Annotated in this window: 22 protein-coding genes; 10 read left to right on the forward strand and 12 right to left on the reverse strand. The window is 46.8% G+C overall.

The annotated features are described in order from the left end of the window. Positions 1–72: 72 nt before the first annotated feature. Entirely contained in the window at positions 73–1599 is a 1527-nt protein-coding gene (locus AB1L17_RS11150; protein ID WP_412844793.1) for a YcdB/YcdC domain-containing protein, read from the reverse strand. A gap of 106 nt (positions 1600–1705) precedes the next feature. After that, complete coding sequence (locus AB1L17_RS11155; protein ID WP_412844792.1) at positions 1706–2068, reverse strand: winged helix-turn-helix transcriptional regulator; 363 nt, start codon at positions 2066–2068, stop codon at positions 1706–1708. Between the two features lie 334 nt (positions 2069–2402). Here AB1L17_RS11155 and AB1L17_RS11160 point away from each other — a divergent pair, with 334 nt between their 5' ends. Continuing rightward, positions 2403–3065: an NAD(P)H-dependent oxidoreductase gene (locus AB1L17_RS11160; protein WP_412844791.1), complete on the forward strand. Its 663-nt coding sequence runs from the start codon at positions 2403–2405 to the stop codon at positions 3063–3065. Positions 3066–3177: 112 nt separating this feature from the next. Here AB1L17_RS11160 and AB1L17_RS11165 read toward each other — a convergent pair whose 3' ends face one another. Continuing rightward, positions 3178–4380 (reverse strand): hypothetical protein, encoded by a 1203-nt coding sequence (locus AB1L17_RS11165; RefSeq protein ID WP_412844790.1) that lies wholly within the window; start codon positions 4378–4380, stop codon positions 3178–3180. A gap of 454 nt (positions 4381–4834) precedes the next feature. On the opposite strand from AB1L17_RS11165, the gene AB1L17_RS11170 reads away from it, so the two are divergent. The 4 genes from AB1L17_RS11170 to pdxR all read left to right on the forward strand — a co-directional run bounded on the left by AB1L17_RS11170 (position 4835) and on the right by pdxR (position 9327). Beyond that, complete coding sequence (locus tag AB1L17_RS11170) at positions 4835–5713, forward strand: hypothetical protein (protein WP_412844789.1); 879 nt, start codon at positions 4835–4837, stop codon at positions 5711–5713. 207 nt (positions 5714–5920) lie between these two features. Further along, complete coding sequence (locus AB1L17_RS11175) at positions 5921–6586, forward strand: hypothetical protein (protein WP_412844788.1); 666 nt, start codon at positions 5921–5923, stop codon at positions 6584–6586. A gap of 160 nt (positions 6587–6746) precedes the next feature. After that, positions 6747–7604, forward strand: coding sequence for an SDR family NAD(P)-dependent oxidoreductase (locus AB1L17_RS11180; RefSeq protein ID WP_412844787.1), 858 nt, complete (start codon positions 6747–6749; stop codon positions 7602–7604). Positions 7605–7866: 262 nt separating this feature from the next. Next, positions 7867–9327 carry a MocR-like pyridoxine biosynthesis transcription factor PdxR gene (pdxR, locus tag AB1L17_RS11185; RefSeq protein ID WP_412844786.1) on the forward strand — a complete coding sequence of 487 codons (1461 nt, stop codon included), beginning with the start codon at positions 7867–7869 and terminating at the stop codon, positions 9325–9327. Between the two features lie 488 nt (positions 9328–9815). On the opposite strand, the gene AB1L17_RS11190 is transcribed toward pdxR, so the two are convergent. From AB1L17_RS11190 to cyoA, 8 genes are all read right to left on the reverse strand, one after another. Beyond that, positions 9816–10772 carry a carbon-nitrogen hydrolase family protein gene (locus AB1L17_RS11190; protein WP_412844785.1) on the reverse strand — a complete coding sequence of 319 codons (957 nt, stop codon included), beginning with the start codon at positions 10770–10772 and terminating at the stop codon, positions 9816–9818. A gap of 68 nt (positions 10773–10840) precedes the next feature. Then, the gene (locus AB1L17_RS11195) at positions 10841–11413 is read right to left on the reverse strand and encodes an SCO family protein (protein WP_412844784.1); all 573 of its coding nucleotides are present in this window, start codon (positions 11411–11413) and stop codon (positions 10841–10843) included. Positions 11414–11428: 15 nt separating this feature from the next. Then, the gene (locus tag AB1L17_RS11200) at positions 11429–11755 is read right to left on the reverse strand and encodes a c-type cytochrome (RefSeq protein WP_412844783.1); all 327 of its coding nucleotides are present in this window, start codon (positions 11753–11755) and stop codon (positions 11429–11431) included. Between the two features lie 66 nt (positions 11756–11821). Next, positions 11822–12079, reverse strand: a complete 258-nt coding sequence (locus tag AB1L17_RS11205) for a UbiA family prenyltransferase (RefSeq protein ID WP_412844945.1) — start codon at positions 12077–12079, stop codon at positions 11822–11824. 12 nt (positions 12080–12091) lie between these two features. Continuing rightward, complete coding sequence (gene cyoD / locus AB1L17_RS11210) at positions 12092–12424, reverse strand: cytochrome o ubiquinol oxidase subunit IV (RefSeq protein ID WP_412844782.1); 333 nt, start codon at positions 12422–12424, stop codon at positions 12092–12094. Then, complete coding sequence (cyoC, locus tag AB1L17_RS11215; protein WP_412844781.1) at positions 12425–13021, reverse strand: cytochrome o ubiquinol oxidase subunit III; 597 nt, start codon at positions 13019–13021, stop codon at positions 12425–12427. Beyond that, positions 13021–14994: a cbb3-type cytochrome c oxidase subunit I gene (locus AB1L17_RS11220; protein WP_412844780.1), complete on the reverse strand. Its 1974-nt coding sequence runs from the start codon at positions 14992–14994 to the stop codon at positions 13021–13023. The genes cyoC and AB1L17_RS11220 overlap by 1 nt, the downstream gene beginning before the upstream one ends. Positions 14995–15030: 36 nt before the next feature. Then, on the reverse strand, positions 15031–15936 hold the full coding sequence (gene cyoA / locus AB1L17_RS11225) for a ubiquinol oxidase subunit II (RefSeq protein ID WP_412844779.1): 906 nt from the start codon (positions 15934–15936) through the stop codon (positions 15031–15033). Between the two features lie 262 nt (positions 15937–16198). Between cyoA and AB1L17_RS11230 the strand changes: the two genes are divergently transcribed. Genes AB1L17_RS11230 through AB1L17_RS11240 form a run of 3 tightly spaced genes read left to right on the forward strand, consistent with a single transcriptional unit; the run spans position 16199 to position 19941 of the window. Further along, positions 16199–17725, forward strand: coding sequence for a spore germination protein (locus tag AB1L17_RS11230; protein WP_412844778.1), 1527 nt, complete (start codon positions 16199–16201; stop codon positions 17723–17725). After that, on the forward strand, positions 17722–18843 hold the full coding sequence (locus AB1L17_RS11235; RefSeq protein ID WP_412844777.1) for a Ger(x)C family spore germination protein: 1122 nt from the start codon (positions 17722–17724) through the stop codon (positions 18841–18843). Before AB1L17_RS11230 ends, AB1L17_RS11235 begins: the two co-directional genes overlap by 4 nt. 3 nt (positions 18844–18846) lie before the next feature. After that, on the forward strand, positions 18847–19941 hold the full coding sequence (locus AB1L17_RS11240) for a GerAB/ArcD/ProY family transporter (protein ID WP_412848869.1): 1095 nt from the start codon (positions 18847–18849) through the stop codon (positions 19939–19941). A 131-nt stretch (positions 19942–20072) separates the two neighbouring features. On the opposite strand, the gene AB1L17_RS11245 is transcribed toward AB1L17_RS11240, so the two are convergent. Then, positions 20073–21530 carry an aminotransferase class I/II-fold pyridoxal phosphate-dependent enzyme gene (locus tag AB1L17_RS11245; RefSeq protein ID WP_412844944.1) on the reverse strand — a complete coding sequence of 486 codons (1458 nt, stop codon included), beginning with the start codon at positions 21528–21530 and terminating at the stop codon, positions 20073–20075. A gap of 229 nt (positions 21531–21759) precedes the next feature. On the opposite strand from AB1L17_RS11245, the gene hisC reads away from it, so the two are divergent. Together hisC and AB1L17_RS11255 are read left to right on the forward strand one after the other, a co-directional pair. Continuing rightward, on the forward strand, positions 21760–22875 hold the full coding sequence (gene hisC, locus AB1L17_RS11250; RefSeq protein ID WP_412844775.1) for a histidinol-phosphate transaminase: 1116 nt from the start codon (positions 21760–21762) through the stop codon (positions 22873–22875). A 191-nt stretch (positions 22876–23066) separates the two neighbouring features. After that, positions 23067–24365 (forward strand): MFS transporter, encoded by a 1299-nt coding sequence (locus AB1L17_RS11255; protein ID WP_412844774.1) that lies wholly within the window; start codon positions 23067–23069, stop codon positions 24363–24365. Positions 24366–24369 lie beyond the last annotated feature (4 nt).

The following is a 24369-nucleotide window of genomic DNA, read 5'->3' on the forward strand; positions in this document are numbered from 1 at the left end:
CCTCTTGTCGCGATTGACATGTCTACATGATGGAATCCCGCCCCTCATGATGGGAAGCGGGATCGAATATGATTATTTGAATGACTCTCCTGTTACCGCATCAAGCAAGAAGTAAGACACCGTGTCGATGGAATAAACCAGAGTCGGCTTTGCTTGTACCTTTTCGTTCTGAACAGGGAACATGTAGCCCAGCACAGCAGGACGGTCTTTCAAAAACTGCTTTGCGGCTGCTTCTTTGGAGATGGCGATTTTTTTGTCCGGGAAAGGAGCAGATGGCTTCGTAAAATAGTCCATGAAATTCACGATTTCCCCGGTCTGTCCGTCTACGTTGACGAGGTATTGCTGGTCTGTCACAACCACACCGTCATGCAGAGCGTAAAAGCTGAAGCTGTATGCCGTAGCAGAAGGCATCATAATCTTGTTCTGATCGATCTTCAACTCTTTCACACTAGGGTCGAGGTACGGCTGCAAAAACTGAACCGCCTTTTCCTTGGCTTGCTCGTATGAAAGCTGGGCGTTTGCCGGTTTGTTGCCATGCTGTGTAGCGCTGGCGCTCTCGGCTTTTCCGCGGACTTGGAAGCCGGTCACTTCGTTATTATTTGTATAGACCGTGATACTGACGCCTCTTCCCTTGGACTTGTAAATCGTTTCCCCTTCCCCTTTCATTTCCGCTGGGGTATGCGTATCCGTCTCTAACTTGACTCCATCCATCTTGATTTGGAACTCCTCTGTCAGCACCTTCGCAGCTTCATCGGCATTGCTGGCTGTGAACCTCTTTCCGCCTGGCTTGACCGCTATTGCGTCAGAGTAGCGAGTTTTATGGGAAGAAGCACTCTCGATTTCTTCCCCTGTCACGGCATTCAAGTATCCTGTCGATTCCAGCGAGTATTTCAATGCCGGCTTTCCTGTCTCTTTTTTATGCGCCGAATAGGTGAGCTCCATAAGCGATGCAACCTTCCCCGTAACCTCTTCTTGGGACAATACCTTTCCCGGCTTGGCAAACAGGGAAGATGCTGCTCGAAGCGGAGCACCTTCGAACGTATTCACGTACATGACACTCGTACTGTTGACGCCAACGACATAACGATCTGTGAAAACAGGTACACCATGTTCGTGGCGCGTGTATGTGACCGCATCCCACTCACCCTTTGTTGTCTGGGTGGCTTTGTACTTTTTGAAATCGTCACCCAACAGCTTTTGCAAAAATGCGGCTGATTTTTGTTTGGCAACCTCTTCCGTTGGCTTATTGTTTTGCTTCTGCATTTCCTGTTCGTTTTCGTAGCTATGCAGTGCGCCTGTCGTTGCATCGAGGTTCACACTGGCATACAGCTGCATTTTGTCTGGAGCCACTACTGTGTCAAACCTCAGCTCGTACACTCCATTTTTCGGTCCGTAGATCATTTTATCCATGCTCTTCAATTCAGGCTGGATGGTGTAGAGCGTCTGGAGTGTTTTTTCTGCTGCTGGTGACAGCTTCACTTCTTGACCTTGATCAGTCGCTGCTTGTGCAGTCATCGTTGGGGTTTGCCCCCATAGAGGCGTTGTCGTAAGCAGGCTTGCCATCAATAACGTACTTGCCAATTTCTTCGTATGTTTCACAGTTGTTCCCTCCCGAGGAATTTTGTGTTTGTTTTTTGTCCTATGTAATAGTCGGAAAAACCACAGGGAGGTTACAAAAAAAATCCACCCTTTCAGGTGGCGGTATTCATGAGCCGTGACCAGTAGATCGAGACTCTTCAGGTGCCTTTGTTTGAAAATGCGTTCCCCATTCTCGCAAATGCTCAATGACAGGTCCCAAGCCTTGCCCCAGCTCCGTCAGCTCGTACTCGACTTTTGGCGGAACGACGGGGTATACCTCACGCTTGACGATTCCTGCTTCTTCCAGCTCCCGCAATTGTTCTGCCAGCATTTTATGATTCACACCGATGATATTTTTCTTTAGCTCTCCGTATCTTTTCTTCCCTCTGAGCAGCTGACAAATGATCGAGACCTTCCATCTTCCCGCAAAAACCGAGACGGCAAGCTCGATCGGGCAAGGATATTCCTTGCCATTTAATAGGTACATCATCGATGGCCTCTTCATCCCACTCACTTCCCTTTTCGTAAGTATTAACCGAAAAAGTGCGTACTTACTTTTCTTTAGTGTATTCGGTATGCTCAGTTTTGTAAAACACTTTTAAAGGAGGTAGGTCATGGAAAAACAAGTTCGGGTAAAACCGTCGATCCTAGTGAAAAAAGACTGAAGCTGGACAGTCTCATCCATAGTCGTTGGCTACTCAATCGCAATTGCGATATCAACTCCGGACATTTAGTGCCGTGGGAACAGGGAGAGACCCTCATCGAGGAAATCGCCCGCTTTCTACCAACTGTTTCCTAACTATATTCGAAAGAAGGATGACATCATGCGAAAAGAACAAATTATCGAAGCCTATCAATTCAGACATGCGTGCAAAGAGTTTGATGTGAATAAAAAAATTGCCGATGAAGACTTTGCTTTTATAATGGAGACGGCACGCCTGTCGCCCAGCTCCTTTGGTTTTGAACCATGGAACTTCCTCGTGGTGCAAGATCCAGCTGTTAGAGAGAAGCTGTTACCAGTAGTATGGGGAGCGCAAAAACAACTGCCGACCGCAAGCCACTTCGTAATCGTACTGGCGCGAACCAAACAAGAAATGGCCGCTGATTCCGATTATGTGCAACATATAATGAAAAACACGCAAGACTTGCCGGAAAACGTCGTACAGCAAAAAGGAGCTGCTTACGATCACTTCCTGAAAAACGATTTCGCCTTGTTTGACGACGAGCGAGTCATGTTCGAATGGGCATCCAGACAGACGTACATCGCACTTGGCAATATGATGACGTCGGCTGCTATGATCGGCATCGATTCCTGCCCGATTGAAGGCTTTGTGAAAGAAAAGGTCGAGGATATCCTCGTAGCGGAGGGACTCCTCGACAGAGAGCGTTTCGGCGTAGCGTGCATGGTCGCTTTCGGCTACCGAAAAAATGAGCCCCGTGCGAAAACGAGACAAGCGAAGGAAGAAATCGTACGTTTTATTTGGTAAAAAACGGCTATTCACTCAACATGACAAAGTCGCCAGCAATGGCGACTTTGTTGCATAGAAAACATAAAAACAGCCATCGCACAAACGACAGCTGTCAAGTTGATACTAAGTCTTATTCCGTATACTGAAAGCCCACGATACGCCCCGCTTGATCCACAGAAATCTTGATCCCCTTGCCATTGGCTGGACGGAACGTCACGTCTGCTGTCACAAAGCCATACTCATAGTCTTCGTATATGCCGCCGCCACCGCCCTGCTCGATCTTTGCGTCTACTTTATACTGGCTAGCCTGATCGCCCACCAGCTGTTTCAGAAATTCGGCTGCTTTTTCTTTTGCCAGCTTCTCAGCAGGAAGCTTTTTCGATACCCAATCTGGATTTTGAATCAATACTTTACTCAATTCGTTTGTACGGGTATCCATGACGACGAATGCCTCTGCGCGAGGAGTGGGACTGTACACCCGTTTTTGCGTTTCGAACATTTTCAGTTGCTGCCAGTCACCTTCGACGCCATAATCATCGTAATCGGAAAACTGTGCAGTATCTGGGAACAGCTTCGTCACCTCGGCAATTACCTTTTCCACCTCAGGAGAAAACTTGCGCTGCTCTACACCCGCTGGAATGCTTACTTCGAATATTTTCTCATCAAATACTGGTTGGAAATCCACCTTGTCTACAGTGTACGAAAATGCTTGTGCTTGATTGTGGGTGAATGTGCGTTTGAGTAGCAGCCCTGTTTCTTTGTCAATCCACAGGTCATCCTGGTAGTTGTGAGACTTGCCATCTATCTTCGCATCTTCTTTTTTGGCGACGTGATAAACCGCTCGATCCAACAGCTGTGCTTCCTTCACGGTGATTGCCACCTTGGAATCCGGCAATGCTACTTTCAATCGTTGCAGCTCCCGCTTCGTCTTGTTGATTTCATTATCGTATGCACCAATCGTTGCGGAGTGGACAAATCCGCTGCCGCCTTCTTGATACGCAGCCACCTGTCCTGCCTTCCCTACAGCATGCTGGACTCTTTTCCCGTCTGAGATTTCCTCTCTCCACTCCCCTTTCATCGTGTTATCCCATGTTTTTGCCTTTTCGGTCTTGGTACCTTGCTTGAACTTCGATGTATGTGTCGATTCTATGTACATGGAGACAGGCTGCTTTTTGTCCATTTCTTTGACGAGCTGATCTAAAGTAATCGCTTGGGCTTTGTTCGCAGCGACTACCATGTTGGTTTGTGTTTGTGTTTGCGCCATCCCCAACGGGGACACCGCGGAGAGAAGAAGTGCTGCCATGCTAACAGTAACAAGGGCTTGCTTTTTCATATCGGTTCATCCTTTCGATTCGTTGATTGCTGTTCACTTGTTACGATCCTCCTCATGCACAGCTTGTGACACAAATCCCTTACAAAATATTTTTTTCAAATTCCTGTAACACTTTCCTCCCCAGCAGGATCATCCCTTTTAGCAAATCGCTACCAAAACCCGCTTCACGCCTGAGGATTTTGTCGAGATTACGCATATTTGGTTTTCTCATGAGCATCCCGATCATTTTCATCCACAGAGTCTGCGTCAAATACCCGAGGAGTATCGCAACCGGATCACAATCCTCTATCAACAGTCAGAAGATAAAAAAGTAGTCGAATGGTGCCGTGCTTTTGGCTTTCAGCAAGTCATTGAGCTCTCCCCGGACAAATGGCATTCGCTGTCCGACGATGTATCTGTCTTGTGTCGACCTTTTCCTGTAGGTGATTCCTGGCTATGTATCAGGACACCTGACATGACCATCCTGAATCTGAACGATTGCGAGGTCAGCACCACCCAAGAAGCGAAGGATATCCTTGACCGTGTCGGCGACATCGATCTATTATGGACGCAATTCTCGTATGCGGGCTGGGCGGGGAACAAGGAAGACTATCTGCTCCGCAAAAAACGAGCCATGGAAAAGCTAGCCCGGGTGAAAAAACAGGTGGAAGTCCTTCACCCCCTCTATGTGATTCCCTTCGCCAGCTTCGCCTGGTTTTGTCACGACGAAAACTATTACATGAATGATGCGATCAATCGAGTAGACAAAGTGTATCGCTTACTGCAGGAAGAAACGGAAGCCGAGCCGATTATTTTATACCCTGGCGATACGTGGACCCCGCATGCTGATCACGATCCCAGCAAAGCGCTCTCCCTCTACTCGCTTGACTATGAGAATATGTCTTCATCTCCTACTCTTCTTACTTCGGTCAAAATCGAATTGGACGAGCTCAACCGCGCTGGCTTGGACTTCAAGAAACAAATTCGGGAAGATAATCATTCGCTGTTTCTCACAATCGTAAAGCCCGTCACCTTTTATTTATCCGACTATCAAAAAACGTTTCGCTTCTCTCTGGCAGACGGGCTAGTCGAATTCCCATGCGATCCCCTCGAATGTGATGTAGATCTGTCGTCTGAGGCACTTCATTACTGCTTCAACCATCTGTGGGGCTGGAGCACCTTGCGCATTAATGGCAGACTGCAAGTGCCAAAAGGACAAAAGGCCCGCTTCAATCGTTTTGTTATGCTCGGGCATGTTGCACAGCTAAACAATTTTGGCGTCTATATGGGATTTAACTTCGCATTTGTCCGATTTGCTGTTCGCTATTTGAGTGAAAAGATACGAAACAGATAGTACAAAAAATAGGAAAATACACCCATTTTCACACGAAATATATGGGTGTATTTTGTCCTAAGACCTTTGAGCATGTAAGCTAGCATAACTTTTGTTTGAATATTCATAATTAACCTCATCTATTTCCAGTATTATACACACCATGATAGAATCGGAAATGAAATTCCGTACTTTTCCAATTTTGTATAAAAAGGTGGATCAATTCAGATGAAAAAACTAGTATCCGTAGCTTTGCTGCTCTCCATGTTGGCTGTTTCTGCTTGTTCGAACAAACCTGCTGAAACCAAGCCAGCTGAACAAAATGCAGCACAAACAACAGAGGCCGCAAAAACGACAGAGGCCGCAAAAACGACAGAAGCGCCAAAAACTGATTCGGCTACACCAGCACCAACAGCTCCGACGAACGACAAGCTCGAAGCGAAAAAGGTTCTTAACGACAAAGTAGAAATCCTGATTCCAAAAGGCTTTACGATCATGACTGAAGAGATGGCGAAAGTAAAATACCCGATGGAAAATCGCCCATCCTTGATTTATACCGATGAAAAGGGCTCTATTAACATCGCCTTTAACCATACGGAAACACCAGTACAAGACAGCATCATCAAAGACATGAAAGACCCAATGAAACAAGCTTTTTCCGGTATGTACCCAGATGCTACCTGGTATAGAGACGAGGTACTCCAAATTAACGGGAAAAACGTTGGTGTATTCGAACTGCTGACTCCTGGCGTCGATACGAAAATTTACAATCTCATTTTCTTTACAGAACTCGATGGCAAAATGCTGATGACTACCTTCAACTGCACGGAGCAACAAATGGAAGAATGGAAACCGCTCGCGCAAGAAATTTTGCAGTCTTATAAAGTACAATAATCAAAATGCACCCTTAACCGGGTGCATTTTTTTTGAAACAATCATTCGCACACCATATACACTAAACCAACGAATTTTTTATAGACAATACGTTAAAATATCTACTATAATCATAACAATTAATAAAAACGTTTATAAAAATCTCTTTCGGAGGTGCGTTGTGAATCATTTTACAAACAAAGTAGCAGTCATTACCGGAGCAGCCAGTGGAATCGGTCGGGCATTGGCAACACGCTGTGCAGAGGAACAGATGAAGGTTGTTCTTGCTGATGTGGAGGTAGCCGCACTCCAAAAAGCGGAGCAGGAATTAACAGCGGCTGGTGCAAACATCCTCACAGTCATAACCGACGTCGGCAAAGAAAGTGATATCCAGACGCTGGCACAAAAAACAATGGACACGTTCGGTGCTGTGCACCTGTTATTCAACAATGCGGGGGTTGGCGCAGGTACGACAATCTGGCAAAGCACCCTGGCCGATTGGCAATGGGTCATGAATGTGAACTTGTGGGGTGCCATTCACGCTTCACGTATTTTTGTACCGTTGATGCTACAACAAGGGACAGAATGCCACATCGTGAACACCGCTTCTCGCGCTGGTCTTGAATCTGGACCAGGTAACAGCATTTATCGCGCTAGTAAGCACGCGTTAGTCAGCCTGACAGAATCCCTCTATCACGAATTGAAAACAATCCAATCCAAAATCGGTGTTTCCGTCTTATGTCCCGGCTTTGTACGAACGCAAATATGTGACGCTCATCGCAATCGACCTGCCGAATACAGTAAGCCAGGAGATATCGCAGACCCATCACCTATAAGCACCGCCATTGACCAATTCATCCGCTCAGGCGTCGAGCAAGGAATCTCTCCGCAGGAAGTAGCTGACCTCACCTTCCTGGCGATTAGAAGCAATCGCTTTTACATCATGCCTGATCCTTCTTATAAAGAGACGGTACGACAGCGCATGGAAGATATTTTGAATCAAAATAATCCGACATTTGTCATCCCCTCGCATATCTAAGACGATGAATCGAAGACAAAAGAGCCACGCTCCCGAAAGAACGTGGCTCTTTTCTATTATCACGAGTATTCATCACCCCAACATGGAAACCTAATCTTACTAGATCACACCTAACCTTTCTTTATATCCTTTTACTATAGAAAGGGAACCATCCAATTTATGATTATTTTACCCATCCATGTTCAACAGTTTGGAACGCTTTTGTCACATGTACTTTTCCTAACAATGATATGATGAAATTGTTTACCCCATATAACAAACAATGAATATGTGCAAGGTTGTGATTATCATTTGGAAGCCTGATCGGTCTAGCAGTCAAACGCTGTACCACCAAATAGCTGATGAGATTGAACGCAGAATTTCATATGGAGAGTTTCCTCCTGGGAGCCTGCTCCCCTCTGAGAGAAAATTAGCTGAGCAGTTAGGAGTAAACCGAAGCACTGTTATTTTAGCGTACGAGGAACTTCGGGCATTGGGCATCATCGAGAGCAGAACAGGAAGCGGTACTCGTGTGTGTAAAAATAAATGGGAGGCCACTCCAAAGCATACACCCAACTGGCATCGATATGTAGAAGGTGGTCAATTTCTCCCCAATTTGTCCTATCTGCGCCGGATCAGAGAGGCCTTGCAAAAAGACAGCAGCCTCATCGATTTTGCCAGTGGAGAATTGTCTTCCCAGCTCTCACCAGGCAAGGAAATCAGTACTCTGATGAAGGAAAACCCCTTCACAGAATATCTGGGATATGACAATCCTCAAGGCTTTACGCCATTGCGTGAAGAGTTGGTCTCGTATTTGGCCCGATATCGTAATGTCCAAACAACTGACTCTTCCATTCTCATTACGTCAGGTTCACAGCAGTCACTGCATTTGATCACACAATGTCTGCTTGCGCCCGGCGATGCGGTTGCCATCGAAGACCCTTCTTATTGCTATTCATTGCCCATGTTTCAATCCGCTGGACTTCGTCTCTTCCGCCTGCCTGTCAGCAATGACGGAATCGATCCGGAAGATATACGGGCCTTATATAAAAAGCATCGGATCAAGATGATCTTTATCAACCCTACTTTTCAAAACCCAACTGGCATTTGTCTTGATCCAGCACGGCGCGCGCAGCTGTTGGATGTAGCTAGCGAGCTAGGGCTTCCGATTGTGGAGGACGATCCATTCAGTCTCACTTCCTATGACGGCAAGCCTCCATTACCGCTCAAATCGTTGGATCAGCTTGGTTCCGTTCTCTACATTGGTTCCTTTTCCAAAATTGCAGCATCCGGTTTACGAGTCGGTTGGATGGTGGCGCCGCATTCTGTTGTCGAGCGTTTAGCAGATGCCCGTCAGCAGATGGATTTTGGCTTGAGTGTCGTTCCCCAAAAAATTGCGGCCCAGTTTTTACATTCCGATAAATTCCTGCCGCACTTAGAGCGATTACGCATGCATTTACTTTACAGACGAGATTTGCTTGTGGAAGCATTGCAAAAGGAACTGCCAAACGAAATATCCTTTACTGTCCCTCAAGGTGGTTTACACTTGTGGTGTAAAATTATCCCGGATGTGAATGATAACCTGTTGTTTGAAGAAGCCATGCGCAGAGGCGTCGTTTTCGTGCCTGGCAGTGTGTATGGTTCAGATTCCGGCTATATCCGCTTTACATTTGCGCGGCCAAAAGAAGAGGAAATCACGTTGGGTGTTGCTAAATTTGCAGCTGCGTTAAGTGCTGTTTTGTAATAGTTGTCGACCAACGAATGTGTTCGGGGGAAGCCCTGCCACATGTTTTCCAGTCGCCTGTATCCTCTCTACGTTCGGGCGGTCTCCTTCCAAACATGTGACAGGACTTTCGTACAGCTTTTGTTTGTTTCAGGCTTTTAAACAGTTTTGCATGTTAGGACAGGACGCTTGGGTTCAGTATTTTTCTACTTGGATTCACCTGCAAGTGTTTGCCATAGCTACGTAGGAAGAAGCGCATTTCCAGTCCAAGCGCCTCTGGAGCCCATCCCAGCTCAGGAAAAAATGGCGGGGAATTTCAGCTTCACCTATGAAAAACTTCCTCGAAATTTCCACGTTTGAAGCGCTCCCGCCATTTTTTCCTGAGCGGACAGTCTCCCCCCCTTGCGGGGCGTAGGTTGAAGCGTAGACTGGAAATGCGCTTCTTCCCCCCACGACAGCAACTACAAAAAAGACCTCCACCGCTTTTATCAAGCAATGGAGGTCTTTTACTATTTAACCCACTTCACATTCTCTTGCTTCTCTTCATTCACCAGAAGCTGAAAAACATCGGGCCGCGAGTAATGTCCGACGACATCAAAATCGAATTGACTCAAAGCGATATCCCGAATATCCAGATCCGCATAGAGAATTTCCTCTCGGCCAAAAACAGGCTCGACGATATAGTCACCTAATGGACCAACAATGGCACTTCCACCTCTGCTCATCTCGTCTGGTGAAGATACCAAATCGTCGTAGCAGGCCAAATCAGTCGGATACATATCTTTGGTCACGTACTGATTGCAGGATAAAACGAAGCATCTGCCTTCCAATGCGATATGCCGAATAGTAGCTTGCCATGCATCTCTCGCATCAGCCGTAGGCGCGATATAGATTTGAACACCTTTTGCATACATTGCTGCTCTTGCCAACGGCATGTAATTCTCCCAGCAAATCAAGGCACCAAGCTTGCCATATGGAGTATCAAATACCGGCAATGTGCTTCCGTCGCCTTCGCCCCAAATCAACCGTTCGGATGCAGTCGGCTTCAGCTTGCGATGCACGCCGAGCAGCGCACCATCTGGTCCAAAAAACAAGACGGAGCAATATAGGGTGCCACCACTATTTTCATTGTCCCTTTCAATCACGCCAATGACGATATACACGCCAGCCTTGCGGGCTGCCTCCCCGAGCTTCTCTGTCTCTTCGCTCGGGACGACAATCGAATTGTCCCAATAACGGAACCAGTCTTTACGCCCTTCTGGGGTACGACTGCCCACTTTTGCTCCAAAAGTAAGGCCTCTCGGGTACGCAGGGATAAAAGCTTCGGGAAAAACAACGATTTTCGCTCCTTTTTCACCTGCTTCCAATGTCAGTGAAACCGCCTTTTCCGTACTTCCATCACGATCCATTATGACCGAAGCAGCTTGAACAACTGCTACTCGTACGTTATGTTGCTGAATTGACATGTTACATCCCCTCCCAAATAGAGCATCTGTCTTGCTTACCTATTATTCGGTGTACCCGACTAGCTCCCCTACTCCTGCAACGATTTTATATCCTCGATAATTTGATCATAAGGCACGTCCGTCATTCCTTCATAACGGTTAACCACTGTTCCTTTTTGATCGACCAAGTATAAAAACGTATCGTGGATGATTTGATCGGAATTAGAGTCCTTTTCAATCGGAGTCTTGAATGACTTGAGAATAAACGTTTTGATCTCATCAAATCCATAGCCAGTCAATGCATGCCAATTGGAGAAGTCAGCATTGAATTTACCCAAATATGACTTTAACGCCTCTGGCGTATCTCTTTCTGGATCAACCGAGAAGGAAACAAACTCCACATCAACGCCAGCTTCTTTTGCTTTTTTCTGCAATTCAGCCATGTTTGCTGTCATCGTAGGACAAACGGTTCCACAATACGTAAAGACAAAGTTAGCAACCCATACCTTATTTTCCAGATCTTTCGATGAAAAAGGCTTCCCTTCCTGGTCCGTATAAGCAAATTCATTAACCGGATAGTTGTAATCATATCTTGCAGGACCACACGCGGTTACCAGAACCATCATGATACTCAGCAAGACCAACCATGCTGCTTTTTTCACTGTAACGCCCCTCTCCTATTCCTTTTTCTCAGAGAGCCACTTCGCTAACTGACCGATTTCCTCTGCGCTAAGCACTTTTTCATAACCAGGCATTCCATTTGCGCCGACCGTAATTATTTCAACGAGTTGTTCCTCCGTCATTTTCGAGCCAACTTGCTGCAAGCTTGGACCCACCCTACCGGATAAATCGTTACCATGGCAGCTCATGCAATTATTTTTGTATAGCTTCATTGCACTTTTATCTGCATCTGCAACTGCTGTCTCTTCTTCTGTGGTGCCACTGCTGCATGCAGTTGCTACCAAGAGCAGCGAACCTATCATGAGATACTTGATGGCTTTCACGAAAACTCCCTACCTTTCCTACGGGAATAACTTTTCCTTACAAAAAGGGACGGCCTGCTGAATCCATTACCATGCACCCAAAAACACTACGTATACAAACATCCCGAATAATCCGAGCCACCCCACCAACGCGTTGACTTTATAAAATAGCACCTGCTCTCCCGCAAGACCGAGAATCAGGGCGTACAGTAGTACGCCCCGAGATTTCAGTCGTCCGCAAGCAAGTGGCCGGTCTTTCGTGCGAGTCATTTTTTGGTCTAGCTGCCAGTCCCCAATGTTATTTAGCACGCAGGACGAAGCCATTGTGAGAGTGGTACCCCCGATTGTATTTGGTCCTTATAGGGCAACCATGTTGTACATCATGATCCAGATGGAACCGATCACAATGAGGAATACGATGAAGAGCCCGAGTAAGAGCGACATCAAGTTGTAACGCGGTTTATCCTCTTCTTTCAAATGCATGAAGAAGAATAACTGGACAATAAACTGGAACAGAGCCGCTACTAAATAGATGATGAGTCTCTTATCGCTATCCAACCAACCGTTCTCTAGCGCCAGAATGGGAATGATCGTGAATACAAGCGACAAGACGAAACCGATCACATACGATTTCAGCGAGCCATGACCACCGTGCTGTTCTGCCGTTCCATGTACAGATTGCTTGCTCAATTAATTCACCCCCATCACATACACGATGGTGAACACGAAAATCCAAACAACATCAAGGAAGTGCCAGAACAAGCTGATGATGTTGACTTTTCGCTTGGTCACTGGCGTAATACCGCGCTTCGCGATTTGCATGATGACGATGATCATCCACCCAATACCGAGCGCCACGTGCAAGCCATGCGTTCCTACCAATGTGTAAAAGGCAGACAGGAATGCACTCGTACCAATCGTTGCGCCTTCACTTACCAAGTGCATGAACTCGTTAATTTCCAGGAACAAGAAGGATGCTCCCAGAAATACGGTTACTCCCAGCCAGTTCATCAAAGCAAGACGATTACCCTTATTCATAGCGAGAATTGCAAGACCGCTTGTAAAGCTACTGGTCAGCAAAATAAACGTACTCGCGTAAATACCATTCATCTGAAAAAGATCTTTTGGACCTGGTCCACCATCCGTGTTCCCTTGCAGTACGATATAAGTCGCAAACAAGGTCGCAAACAAGATGACATCCGTCATGAGGTAGATCCAAAAGGCAAACGTGCGCAATTCCTCTTGGTCTGGATGATGATCATGATGTCCTGCATTCACATTAGCCATTACGAAATCACCCTCCCTGCTGCAGCCTCTGTACGTTTAATTTCTTCTACCGTGACGTAATAGTCTGTGTCGTAGTTAAACGAGTGAACAACCATACATGCGATCACACCGATAAACCCTGGTACAGCCATCCATAGCCAGTCAAAGATCAAACCGAATCCAACAAAGAACCAGAACATAGACATCACAATCGGAATACCGGAGTTTTTCGGCATATGAATCGGTTCCAGCTCTACTTTTGCCGGCTTTTCCAAGCCTTGCTCGATGCGCAGCTTTCTTTCATGCCAATCATCTTGAGAAGTGACCTGCGGCATTACGGCAAAGTTATAGAACGGAGCTGGAGAAGGAATCGACCACTCCAACGTACGCGCATTCCATGGGTCGCCTGTTGTATCTTTCTTCATGTGCTTGATGCTGTGCGCAATATCCCAAATTTGAACAAGGAAGGCAGCACCCATGATCACGGCACCAATTGTCGATACCAGGTTCATTTCGAACCAGCCTTTGTCCCAGCCGTACGTGTAAATGCGACGTGTCATTCCCATCAAGCCCAATGCGTATTGCGGCATGAAGCACAGGTAGAACCCGATGTTCCACAGCCAGAAAGCCCAACGACCAATACGCTCATTCAGCTTGAAGCCAAAAATCTTCGGCCACCAGTAGTACAAACCAGCGAAGAATCCAAACACAACCCCCGCAATGATTACCTGATGGAAGTGCGCAACGAGGAAATAGCTATTGTGATACTGAAAGTCAGCAGGTGCTACAGATAGCAGAACACCCGTCATCCCTCCGATGACGAAGTTCGGGATAATCCCGACCATCCACAGCATCGGCGTTTCAAACGTGATTTTTCCTCGGAACATCGTAAACAGCCAGTTAAACACTTTCACACCCGTCGGTATCGCAATCAACATTGTCGTGACGGCGAAGAACGCATTGACGTCCGCCCCGGAGCCCATTGTGAAGAAATGGTGCGCCCATACGAGGAACGAGAGAACGCTAATGATAATCATCGCGAATACCATCGATTTGTAACCAAACAGCTTTTTACGTGAGAACGTCGCAACGATTTCGGAGAAGATCCCGAATGCTGGCAGAACGATAATATAAACTTCCGGGTGACCCCACATCCAAATCAAATTGATGTACATCATCGGATTACCGCCGCCATCCAAGGTGAAGAAATGTCCACCCAAATAGCGGTCAATAAACAACAGAGCCAATGTCACAGTCAAGATTGGGAATGCGAAAACAATCGCGATACAGCTCGACAAAACCGACCAGGAGAACATCGGCATTTTCATCAGAGTCATACCAGGAGCCCGTACTTTCAAGATCGTGACGATAAAGTTAATTCCGGTCATCAAACTACCGATACCTGAGATCTGAATCCCCCAAATGTAGAAATCCTGACCCGGTCCCGGGTTAAAGGCTAGCTCCGAATACGGCGGGTAAGCCAGCCATCCGGCATCCGGTGATCCTCCAATAACGAAGGACAAGTTAAACAGCATCGCCCCTGAGAAAAACAGCCAGAAGCTGAGCGCATTCAGAAACGGAAAAGCTACGTCACGTGCACCGAGCTGCAGCGGCACGATGACATTGAACAAACCAAACATGAGCGGCATCGCCATAAACAGAATCATGATAACGCCGTGCGTCGTAAAAATCTGGTTGTAGTGATCCCCACTCAAAAACTGCATCTCAGGCATAACGAGCTGAGCCCGCATCAGGAGAGCATCTACCCCTCCTCGAAACAGCATGAGAACGGAAGCGAGAATGTACATGATACCGATCTTCTTGTGATCGACAGTTGTCAGCCACTCACGCCAGAGCCATCCCCATTTTTTAAAGTAAGTCAGCACCGATACGATTGCGATGATACTGAGCACAATGCTGACGTCCGCACCGTAAATAAGTGGATCGCCTGTTACGAAAAATTCAGAGGCGAATTCTTTCACACTCTCCCACATCGTTGTCCCTCTCCTCCCTCTTTTAATTTCAACCGACTATTCTTTCACCCGCGCTGGCGGTTGCACTCTCGTAGATAAGCCATGATTGTGTGAAGCAGCATACTTGGTCACAGTCATCTCGTACAAACCTTCAGGGAAAGCGGAGAAATAACGTACGTCCGATGTTCCTTGTTTGGTTAGCTCTTTATAACCATCCAGCGTCAGCTCAGGGGAAGTATGTTTCACCTGATTCACCCATTGATCAAAGTCTTCCTGGGAAGTCGCATTCGCTGTAAAGAACATCTTCGCAAATTCTTTTCCGGTAAAGTTCGCACCAGATCCCATGTACTCACCCTGTTCATCTGCTTGCAGGTAAAGAGTCATAGACATCCCGGACATGGCATAAATCTGACCGCCAAGCTGTGGAATCCAGAATGAATTCATCGGGGCGTCAGATGTCACTTCGAAGCGTACTGGCGTATCCTCTGGGAACTGCACATAGTTCACAGTGGCAATGCCTTGTTCAGGATATTGGAACAGCCACTTCCAATCCAAATTCGTCACTTGAATCGTGATCGGTTTCTTCTCGGATTCCAACGGCTTGGATGGCTCCAAAGAATACGTGTACCGAACAGTCACGATCCCGATTAACGCAATAATGATGATGGGAATGCCCCACCAAATGATTTCCAGTTTCGTGCTGTGCTCCCAATTCGGCGTGTACTTCGCCTTTCTTCCTTCTCTGTCACGGTATCGCCATACAATGACAAAAGTAAGAATTAGTACAGGAACAATCACAATTAACGTTAAAAGCGTGGATAAAATCATTAAGTCCTTTTGCTGTTCACCAATGGGTCCTTTCGGATCGAGCACGATATAGTTATCAGCGCAACCGGTCGTCAAGAACAGCAGGATGAACATGAACAAAAATGACATACAGCGTACTGTCTTGGACGTCTTCATGTCCTTGTCCTCATCTCCTATCACCATGCACGGGGTACTATTGAAACAAGTCTTACTCTAAAGCCGGACCGATGGAGTGTCACCAGCCAATGACGAAGTGGATCAACCAGCCATGTTCAATATTTCGCAGCAATTTGGACACGATTTAGACATAAACAGGACCTTCTATGTGTAAGAAGGTCCTGTTCTACTCGCATGGAATTGGAAATCGGTGGGTAAGATAAGAGCACTTCCACAAAATTGGTTGATTAGGTGAAGCTACGTGATCAAAAAGTTCAGGAGAAAGCTATCCATCCATCACATAAAACAGACGCAAGAAGCCCAAGAAACTCCCCTGCAGGAAGACCTTCAGGCAAATGTGACCACCGTTCGCAGTCATTTTGGGTTCACAAGTGACCTAGCCGTCCGAACCTTTTGGCTTGGGGCAAATCAATCTCAACAAGCTTCTTTGCTATTCCTAAAAGGCATGACGAATCAAGATGTAATGGATCGAGATATCATTGGGCCGCTGATGAATACCATTAGCAATCTAAACGAAGGCATCGTTGATCATATTATGAATTCGGTTCTACATGTTTCGATGGCGTGGAAGGAAAACACACTTGAAAAAGTGCTCGATCAGCTTTCCCGCGGCTATATCGTTCTTTTTATTCATAACCAGACACAATGCATTCTTATCGGAGCCAAATCGCTCGGACAAAGAAGTGTGGAGGAGCCTTCTAAAGAAGCAGTCATTCGTGGGCCACGCGAAGGCTTTATCGAAACGATTGACACAAATCTCTCACTCATTCGCAAAAGATATCACAATCCCAATCTCCAAATTGAAACCTACTGGATCGGTACACTATCGAATACAAGAGTATGTCTCGCCTACGTCCGTGGAATTGTGAAGGAAGAATTGATCGAGGAGGTGAGAAAGCGCCTATCTGTCATTAAAATGGATGCCATCCTGGATTCTGGTTATATCGAGCAATGGATCGAAGACGAACCGTTTTCTATTTTCCCTACGATCTACAACAGTGAAAAACCGGACATCCTGGTAGCCAAAATTTTGGAAGGGCGTGTTGCTATTTTAGTGGATGGCAGTCCCGTTGCCCTCATGGTACCAGCTACGTTCCAAGAGTTTTTCCAGAATCCGGAGGACTACTATTCTCGCCCCTTCTATGCCAGCTTTTTACGCTTGCTTCGTTACGCAGCATTTTTTGTCTCAGCATTTCTCCCATCTCTTTATATATCTTTTGAAAATTTCCACAAAGATTTAGTACCACCCACGTTGTTATTCAGTTTTATCAATGCCAGAGAAGGTGTTCCGTTCCCTTTGCCAATCGAGCTGCTTATTATGGCAATCGTGTATGAATGGCTCCGTGAGGCCGGCGTACGTATGCCCCGTCCCATTGGACAAGCTGTCAGCATTGTAGGGGCTTTGGTCATTGGTGAGGCTGCCGTTAGTGCAGGGTTAGTAGGAGCGCCGACCGTTATTGTCATTGCCGCTTCGGCCATCACTTCGTTTATTTTCCCTGCCATTTCCGATGTGGTCGTCATTCTGCGATTCGTTTCGATTTTTGCCGCTTCGGTGCTTGGACTGTACGGCAATTTTCTCGTCTTTTATATGGTCGCTATTTATTTGTGTGATCTCCGTTCATTTGGCGTACCCTATCTGGCTCCTTTAGCACCTTTGAGACTGCAATATTGGAAGGATTTTTTGATTCGCTTTCCTCTCTGGTTAATCAAACTAAGCTCTGGTGGGTCCCCTTTCTCGCTGAAGAAGCATAAGGGAGATGGCTCATGAAGACGCTCGCTGTTGTGGTAGGTTTACTGACTTTCCTCTTGGGTGGATGCTGGAATAACATCGAGCTCACGGAAACGAGATTCGTCACAGCTGTCGGGATCGATCTGAACGAGGAAGGCCGCTATGTCCTTACTGTGAACGTCATGAAGCCAAGCAGTGGAAAAGCAGAGGCAGGAGGAACATCAAGTACGATTATCCAATCGACAGGTTATACCATGTTCGACGCAGCCCGAAATATGATCGAGTACTCGGGGTACAAGCTTAGCTATCATCATATGCAGTACTTAGCCATTGGCACCGAGGCAGCCAAAAAAGATATCATTGGTCCCCTTGACTTATTTTTTCGCGATCAGGAATTATCCGGACGCCACTGGATTCTTTATGTAGAAGGGAAAGCAGAATCTCTCCTGCGTACAAAAGGAAATACGAACGACATCCAGCCGCTGCAAATCAATGAAGAAATGATAGCAAGTCGAGCTGTCGGCAAATACCCGCCTGTCCGTTCACTCGACCTCATGCGCATGCTCGCGACCAAAGAAAAGGTGGGATATTTACCAATCAGTCATCCATTTAAGTCGCTGAAAGAAAGTCGAGAAGCGGGGGCAGTCATTATCAAAGACGGAAAGGCTGTCTCCTCCATCAATGAAACGCAGGTGCGCGGATTATTGTGGGTCACAGGGCAAATAAAAAGCACGGTTGTCATCGTTCCCCTAAAGAAGCCTGGACAATACGGGTCAATCGAGGTTTTGGATTCCAGAGCAAAAATCCGTCCCGTTCTCGAACATAATCAGCTAAAGATCCAGGTAACTGTCCATCCACAGGCAATTATCGGAAGTCTCGATCATCCCATTCCTATGGACACCGAGACGTATAAATGGTTGCAGATGAAAATGAGTCATATCATTAAAGAGGAAATCAATTCGGCCGTTGCTATCGCGCAACAGAACAAAGCGGACATTTTCGGTTTTCATGAATATGTGCATCGCAAGTATCCAAAAGAATGGAAAGTCTGGGAACAGCAATGGCCAGAACAATTTTCACAGCTGGATGTAAAGGTGAATGTTCAGAGCAAGCTCCTCTTAAATGGACTTCTGGCTGAGCAACTTGGCGAAAAATAAGGAGTGGGATCGTTGGACGTCCGCACGATTTCAAGATTCCAGTGGGTCTCGATCCATGTATTGAGCCTCCCCATAATGGGACACGTCATCTTGATTAAACCGCTGATTCATACGGCTGGCAAAGACGGCTGGATATCTGCTCTCATCAGCATTCCAGCAGGTATCTTATTCGTCCTTCTCTTAAGCATTCTGCGAAGCAAGATTCCCAACACCTCGTTGCTAACTGGAACATTTGAGATCGCCGGCAGAGCAACTGTTGTGATCTTGTCTGTGATCTTAATCGCCTATTTTTCATTTGCTTCTGTTACGACGCTGCGAGGCTTTGAGGAATTTGTCAAAATTACCTTTTTGCCCGAAACGCCTCTTTGGGCAATTGGAACGGGCTTCATGTTTCTCATCTGGTTTGGCTTGCAAAGAAACATTGAATCCATCGCTAGAATGGCCGTCATCTTTTTTTTGATGACGATGATAACCGGACCGCTTGTTGGACTAACACTCATGCAAGAAAAAGAATATGCCCGCATTTTACCGATCCTCGACAATGGCTGGGGGCCAGCTTTGGAGGGATCGCTTTACTATGTCGCATTGTGGGGGGAATTGATCTTGGTCCTCCTGCTTCAGACAAAAAGGGTCGGAGTGCGTCATGATTTCAATGGTTTCTCCTTTCTTATTTTATTTAACGTTTTTTTGGGCGCATCGATGCTGATGAGTGCCATTGCTGTATTTGGGTTGCCTCTCTCGGAAAAATTGGACTGGCCCGTGCAAAATACAGTCAGACAAATAAAATTGGGATTTATAAGCCGAGGGGACATTTATGGTTTGTATACCATGACAGCAGGCTGTTTCATCCGATTAGCGGTATTTTTGTACGCCATCTGTGAATGTCTTGCCTTTCTCCTTTCCACCACTTACAAAAAGCTGAGCTTGCCCGTCTGTTTGATTACGCTTTTCATATCTTTACTCGCGTTTTCCAATCATCAACAACTTTTGCAGGTCAATCACTCCTATTACAAGTATGGATATGTGCTCCTGCTGCTGCCGATTTTTTTACTCATTCTCTTCCGGATCAAAGGGGGAAAAGCAGTAGGGAACCCCTAATAAGTAGGCACAAGAAAAAGACCACCCTAAGGCGGCCTTTCCTCCTATGATTCGCTACGATTTAACGCAACGGCAATTTGTGCTGCGAGTTTTGTATTATTATTCTTTTACATTCAATTCCTATTGTCTGGTTACTCCTTGATGACGCGTATGGTCTGTAGCGCGGGGTCTTCAAAGCCCTGCACCGGCAGGCCTGCCTCCATGTTTTTCTTCGTATAGATGAGGTTCTCTTCCGAAATGATCTCACCCGGGATAAAAATCGGAATACCCGGCGGATATACCATGACAAACTCTGCGATAATTCTTCCCACGGATTGTTCGACGGGAATCATCTCCGTCGGTGCGTAAAAAGCATCGCGCGGGGTGACAGCGAGTACGGGTATTTTGGGCAGCTGCATTTTCGGGCGGTCCCCTCTGTTTACTTGGTCCTCGGACCCAGCAGCCAGCTCCTCCAATGCATAGACAAGAATCTGCAAATCTTCTTTGGTATCACTTGGTGTGATAATACAAACGATGTTGTACAGGTCAGATAGCTCCACTTCAATGTTATAGCGGTCACGGAGCCATTTTTCAGCATCATACCCCGTAATGCCGAGGTCCTTTACCGAAATGACCAGCTTGGTCGGATCATGAGCAAACGCTCCATTTGTCCCGATAATTTCCCTACCGATGCAGTACAAATGATCAATTTTATTGATTTGTGCCCGTGCTTCATTTGCCAGCTGAATCGTTTGATCCAGCAGAGTTTTCCCGGATGTAACCAACCGCTTTCTCGCCACATCCAGCGAAGCGAGCAATAAATAGGAAGTGGACGTAGTCGTGAGCATACTGTAAATAGCTTGTACACGCTGGATCGAAACAAGATTTCCCTGAATGTTCAACAACGAGCTCTGCGTCAGAGAGCCTCCTAATTTATGCATGCTGCTTGCAGCCATATCTGCACCTGCTTGCATCGCTGACAGCGGAAGCTTTGGATGGAAGTGAACATGTGAGCCATGCGCTTCATCTACGAGGACAGGCACTCCTCTTGCATGCGCGATTTGAACGATACTCTTCAAGTCACCAGCAATTCCGAAATAGGTTGGGTTGATGACTAAAACAGCCTTCGCGTCAGGATGCTGCTCCAATGCTTGCTCCACCGATTGTGGTGTAATTCCATGCGAGATCCCGAAGACAGGGTCTATTTCTGGATGCAAAAAGATAGGTGTCGCACCCGATAGAACGATTCCACTCATGATTGATTTGTGGACATTCCGTGGCACGATAATTTTATCACCAGGATTACATACCGCCATAATCATAGTCATAATGACACCGCTCGTACCTTGAACAGAAAATATGGTGTGATCAGCGCCAAAAGCTTCAGCAGCCAATTCCTGCGCTTGTTTAATGATTCCTTTTGGTTGATGCAAATCATCTAATGGTTCAATGTTAATCAAATCGATGGAAAGTGCATTTTTTCCCATGAACCATCGAAATTCAGGATCCATCCCTTTCCCCTTCTTATGACCTGGTATATGGAATTGGATTGGATTCTTCTGGGCATGCTTTCTCAGCCCGTTAAAAAGCGGCGTTTGCCCCTGAATCAACATTTCTCCCACCTCACTATCCTTCCGTGTTGTTTGAATGAGTGATGTTTCTGGGCTGATTATAGAACAAGCAGAACCTTCCTACATGATCCAATCTTGACTTTTATGAACCATCCAATTTGTGTACTTTCCCGTAAATTGGTACGTTTCATCTTTCATGAATTGGCTGGTTACAGTGCTGTAGATTTCACTTACAGTGGTGCTACCATGAAGTTTGGGAGGCCATAGCATGAGCAAGCTGCCAACGATCCACTCAAGAAAAACATTAGAAAAGATACAATCCTATCAACCTGGAATGCCAATTTGGGAATTGAAAAAAATGTACGGACTTTCCCATGTCATAAAATTAGCATCGAATGAAAATCCGCTCGGCCCATCCCCGAAGATCATCCGAGCCATTCTCGGCTCACTCCCGGAGCTGCATCGTTACCCTGACGCCAATACGACCACTCTGAAAGAGCATCTGGCCGATCATCTTAAACTATCCCCGGAGCACTTGCTTGTCACAAACGGTGGTGACGAACTGATCAAGCTCCTTTCCGAAACCTACTTGGAGCCCGAGGACGAAATCGTTGTTCCTTCTCCTACCTTTCGTGAATATGAATTCGGCGCACATGTAATGGGGGCTGCCATCAAAACAGTCCCGCTTGAGGCTGATTACGCATTCAATGTTTCCGCCATTTTGGCAGCGATCACTGATAGAACTAAGCTTGTCTACCTTTGTTCCCCCAACAATCCGACAGGCACATACTTGACTCGTCAAGACTTGGCGGTTTTGCTAGATCAATTACCAGATGGGGTGCTCCTGGTACTCGACGCTGCTTACAGTCACTACGCAACAGCAGAGGATTACACAACCGGTATGGAGTTTGTCCGTCAAGGTTACCCCATCCTCGTTTTACAAACATTCTCCAAAATTTATGCACTAGCAGGTATTCGAGTCGGTTTTGGCGTCGCTCACCCATTCGTGATCCAAAAAATCTTAAAAGTAAAAGAGCCGTTTAACGTCAATTCGTTGGCACAAACAGCCGCTATTACCGCCCTTGGAGATGTGGAGCATTATGATAAATCCCTCGCGGAAAACACGAAGGGCCGCAAGCAGCTCTATGACGCGTTCGATGAAATGAATATTTCCTATACCGTGAGTATGTCTAATTTTGTTTTGGCAAAATTGGGGCCAAATGCGGGTGCTATTTATCAAGAGCTGCTGGCACGAGGGATTATATTGCGCTATGGGGACACTTGGGGGTTGCCGGAGCATATCCGGATCAGTGTAGGTACGCTAGAAGAAAATCAAATTCTGATTGAAAACCTCCGTGAGCTGTTGCTTACGATAGGAAAATGAACGAAAAACACCGGCTAGAAAAAGTCCGGTGTTTTTGCTTTTTCAAAGTGCTTTTTAGGCTGGATTATCCTTGTGTTTACCCGTCCCCAATACTATACTGAATGCAGCTTTCTCCATTCATTTCCACACGCGGTAATGACAGAAATTTCATAACTTCACGAAAGCTTGTACGCCATAGAAAGGTGGTTCAGATGTCACTCAAACCCGTAGATTTGCAAAGCTACATCGACTCTCCAGATAAGCAGCAAAGACTATACAAACGAACGCTGTTGATCGTGGTCATTTCTCAAATTTTCGGTGGTGCAGGACTGGCTGCAGGTGTCACTGTAGGAGCGCTCCTCGCCCAGGATATGCTCGGATCGGAAAGTCTCGCCGGAATTCCTGCCGCATTGCTCACGCTTGGCTCTGCCGTTGCTGCATGGCTGGTCGGGCGACTCTCTCAACGCTTTGGACGTCGTTTCGGACTCGCAACCGGATTCTTAGCCGGTGGAATAGGCGCGATTGGGGTCGTAATTGCAGCGGTAGCAAATAGTGTTGTCCTTCTGTTCGCTTCCTTGATTCTATACGGTGCAGGTACCGCTACTAACCTGCAAGCCCGCTATGCAGGAACAGACTTGGCAAAGCCTCAACAACGAGCTACTGCTGTTAGCATTGCCATGGTATCCACTACATTCGGGGCAGTTGCAGGTCCAAACCTGGTGGAAGTCATGGGGCGGTTTGCTACGTCAATCGGTGTCCCCGCATTGGCTGGTCCTTTTATCCTAGGCGCCGCTGCCTTCATTCTGGCTGGTCTCGTATTTTTGGTATGGCTTCGACCTGACCCATTCGTCGTTTCGAAAGCAATCGCGGAAGCACAGCAATCAGATCAGAGCTCCCCATCCGTCTTGAATGAGCATACTCTTGCAGGCAACAACCGAGGACTTATCGTGGGAGCCACCGTCATGATTTTAACGCAGATCGTCATGGTCGCCATTATGACGATGACGCCTGTACATATGCAGCACCACGGACATGGTCTGGGCGAAGTAGGAATCGTCATCGGTATCCATATCGGCGCGATGTACCTCCCCTCCCTCTTGACGGGTGTACTGGTTGACAAGATCGGGCGCTCCACAATGGCGTATGCCTCCGGAGTCATTCTGCTTGCAGCCAGCATGCTTGCTGCTTTTGCGCCAGCAGATTCCATGCCGCTACTCATTACCGCTCTTGCGCTGCTCGGACTGGGCTGGAATTTTGGCTTAATTAGTGGTACTGCGCTCATCGTAGATGCAACACAGCCCGCCACTCGTGCGAAAACGCAAGGCACGGTTGATGTCTTGATTGCCTTGGCTGGTGCATCCGGCGGAGCCCTGTCTGGTATGGTTGTCGCAAACTCCAGCTACGCAACACTCTCGCTTGCCGGAGGCGTTCTATCGTTGCTGCTGGTCCCTGTCCTGATCTGGTCCCACAGCAAGAGCAAGCAGCATTGCGTGGACATATCGAAAAGTTAAAGCC

This window comes from Brevibacillus jepli (assembly GCF_047229145.1).
Taxonomy (GTDB): domain Bacteria; phylum Bacillota; class Bacilli; order Brevibacillales; family Brevibacillaceae; genus Brevibacillus.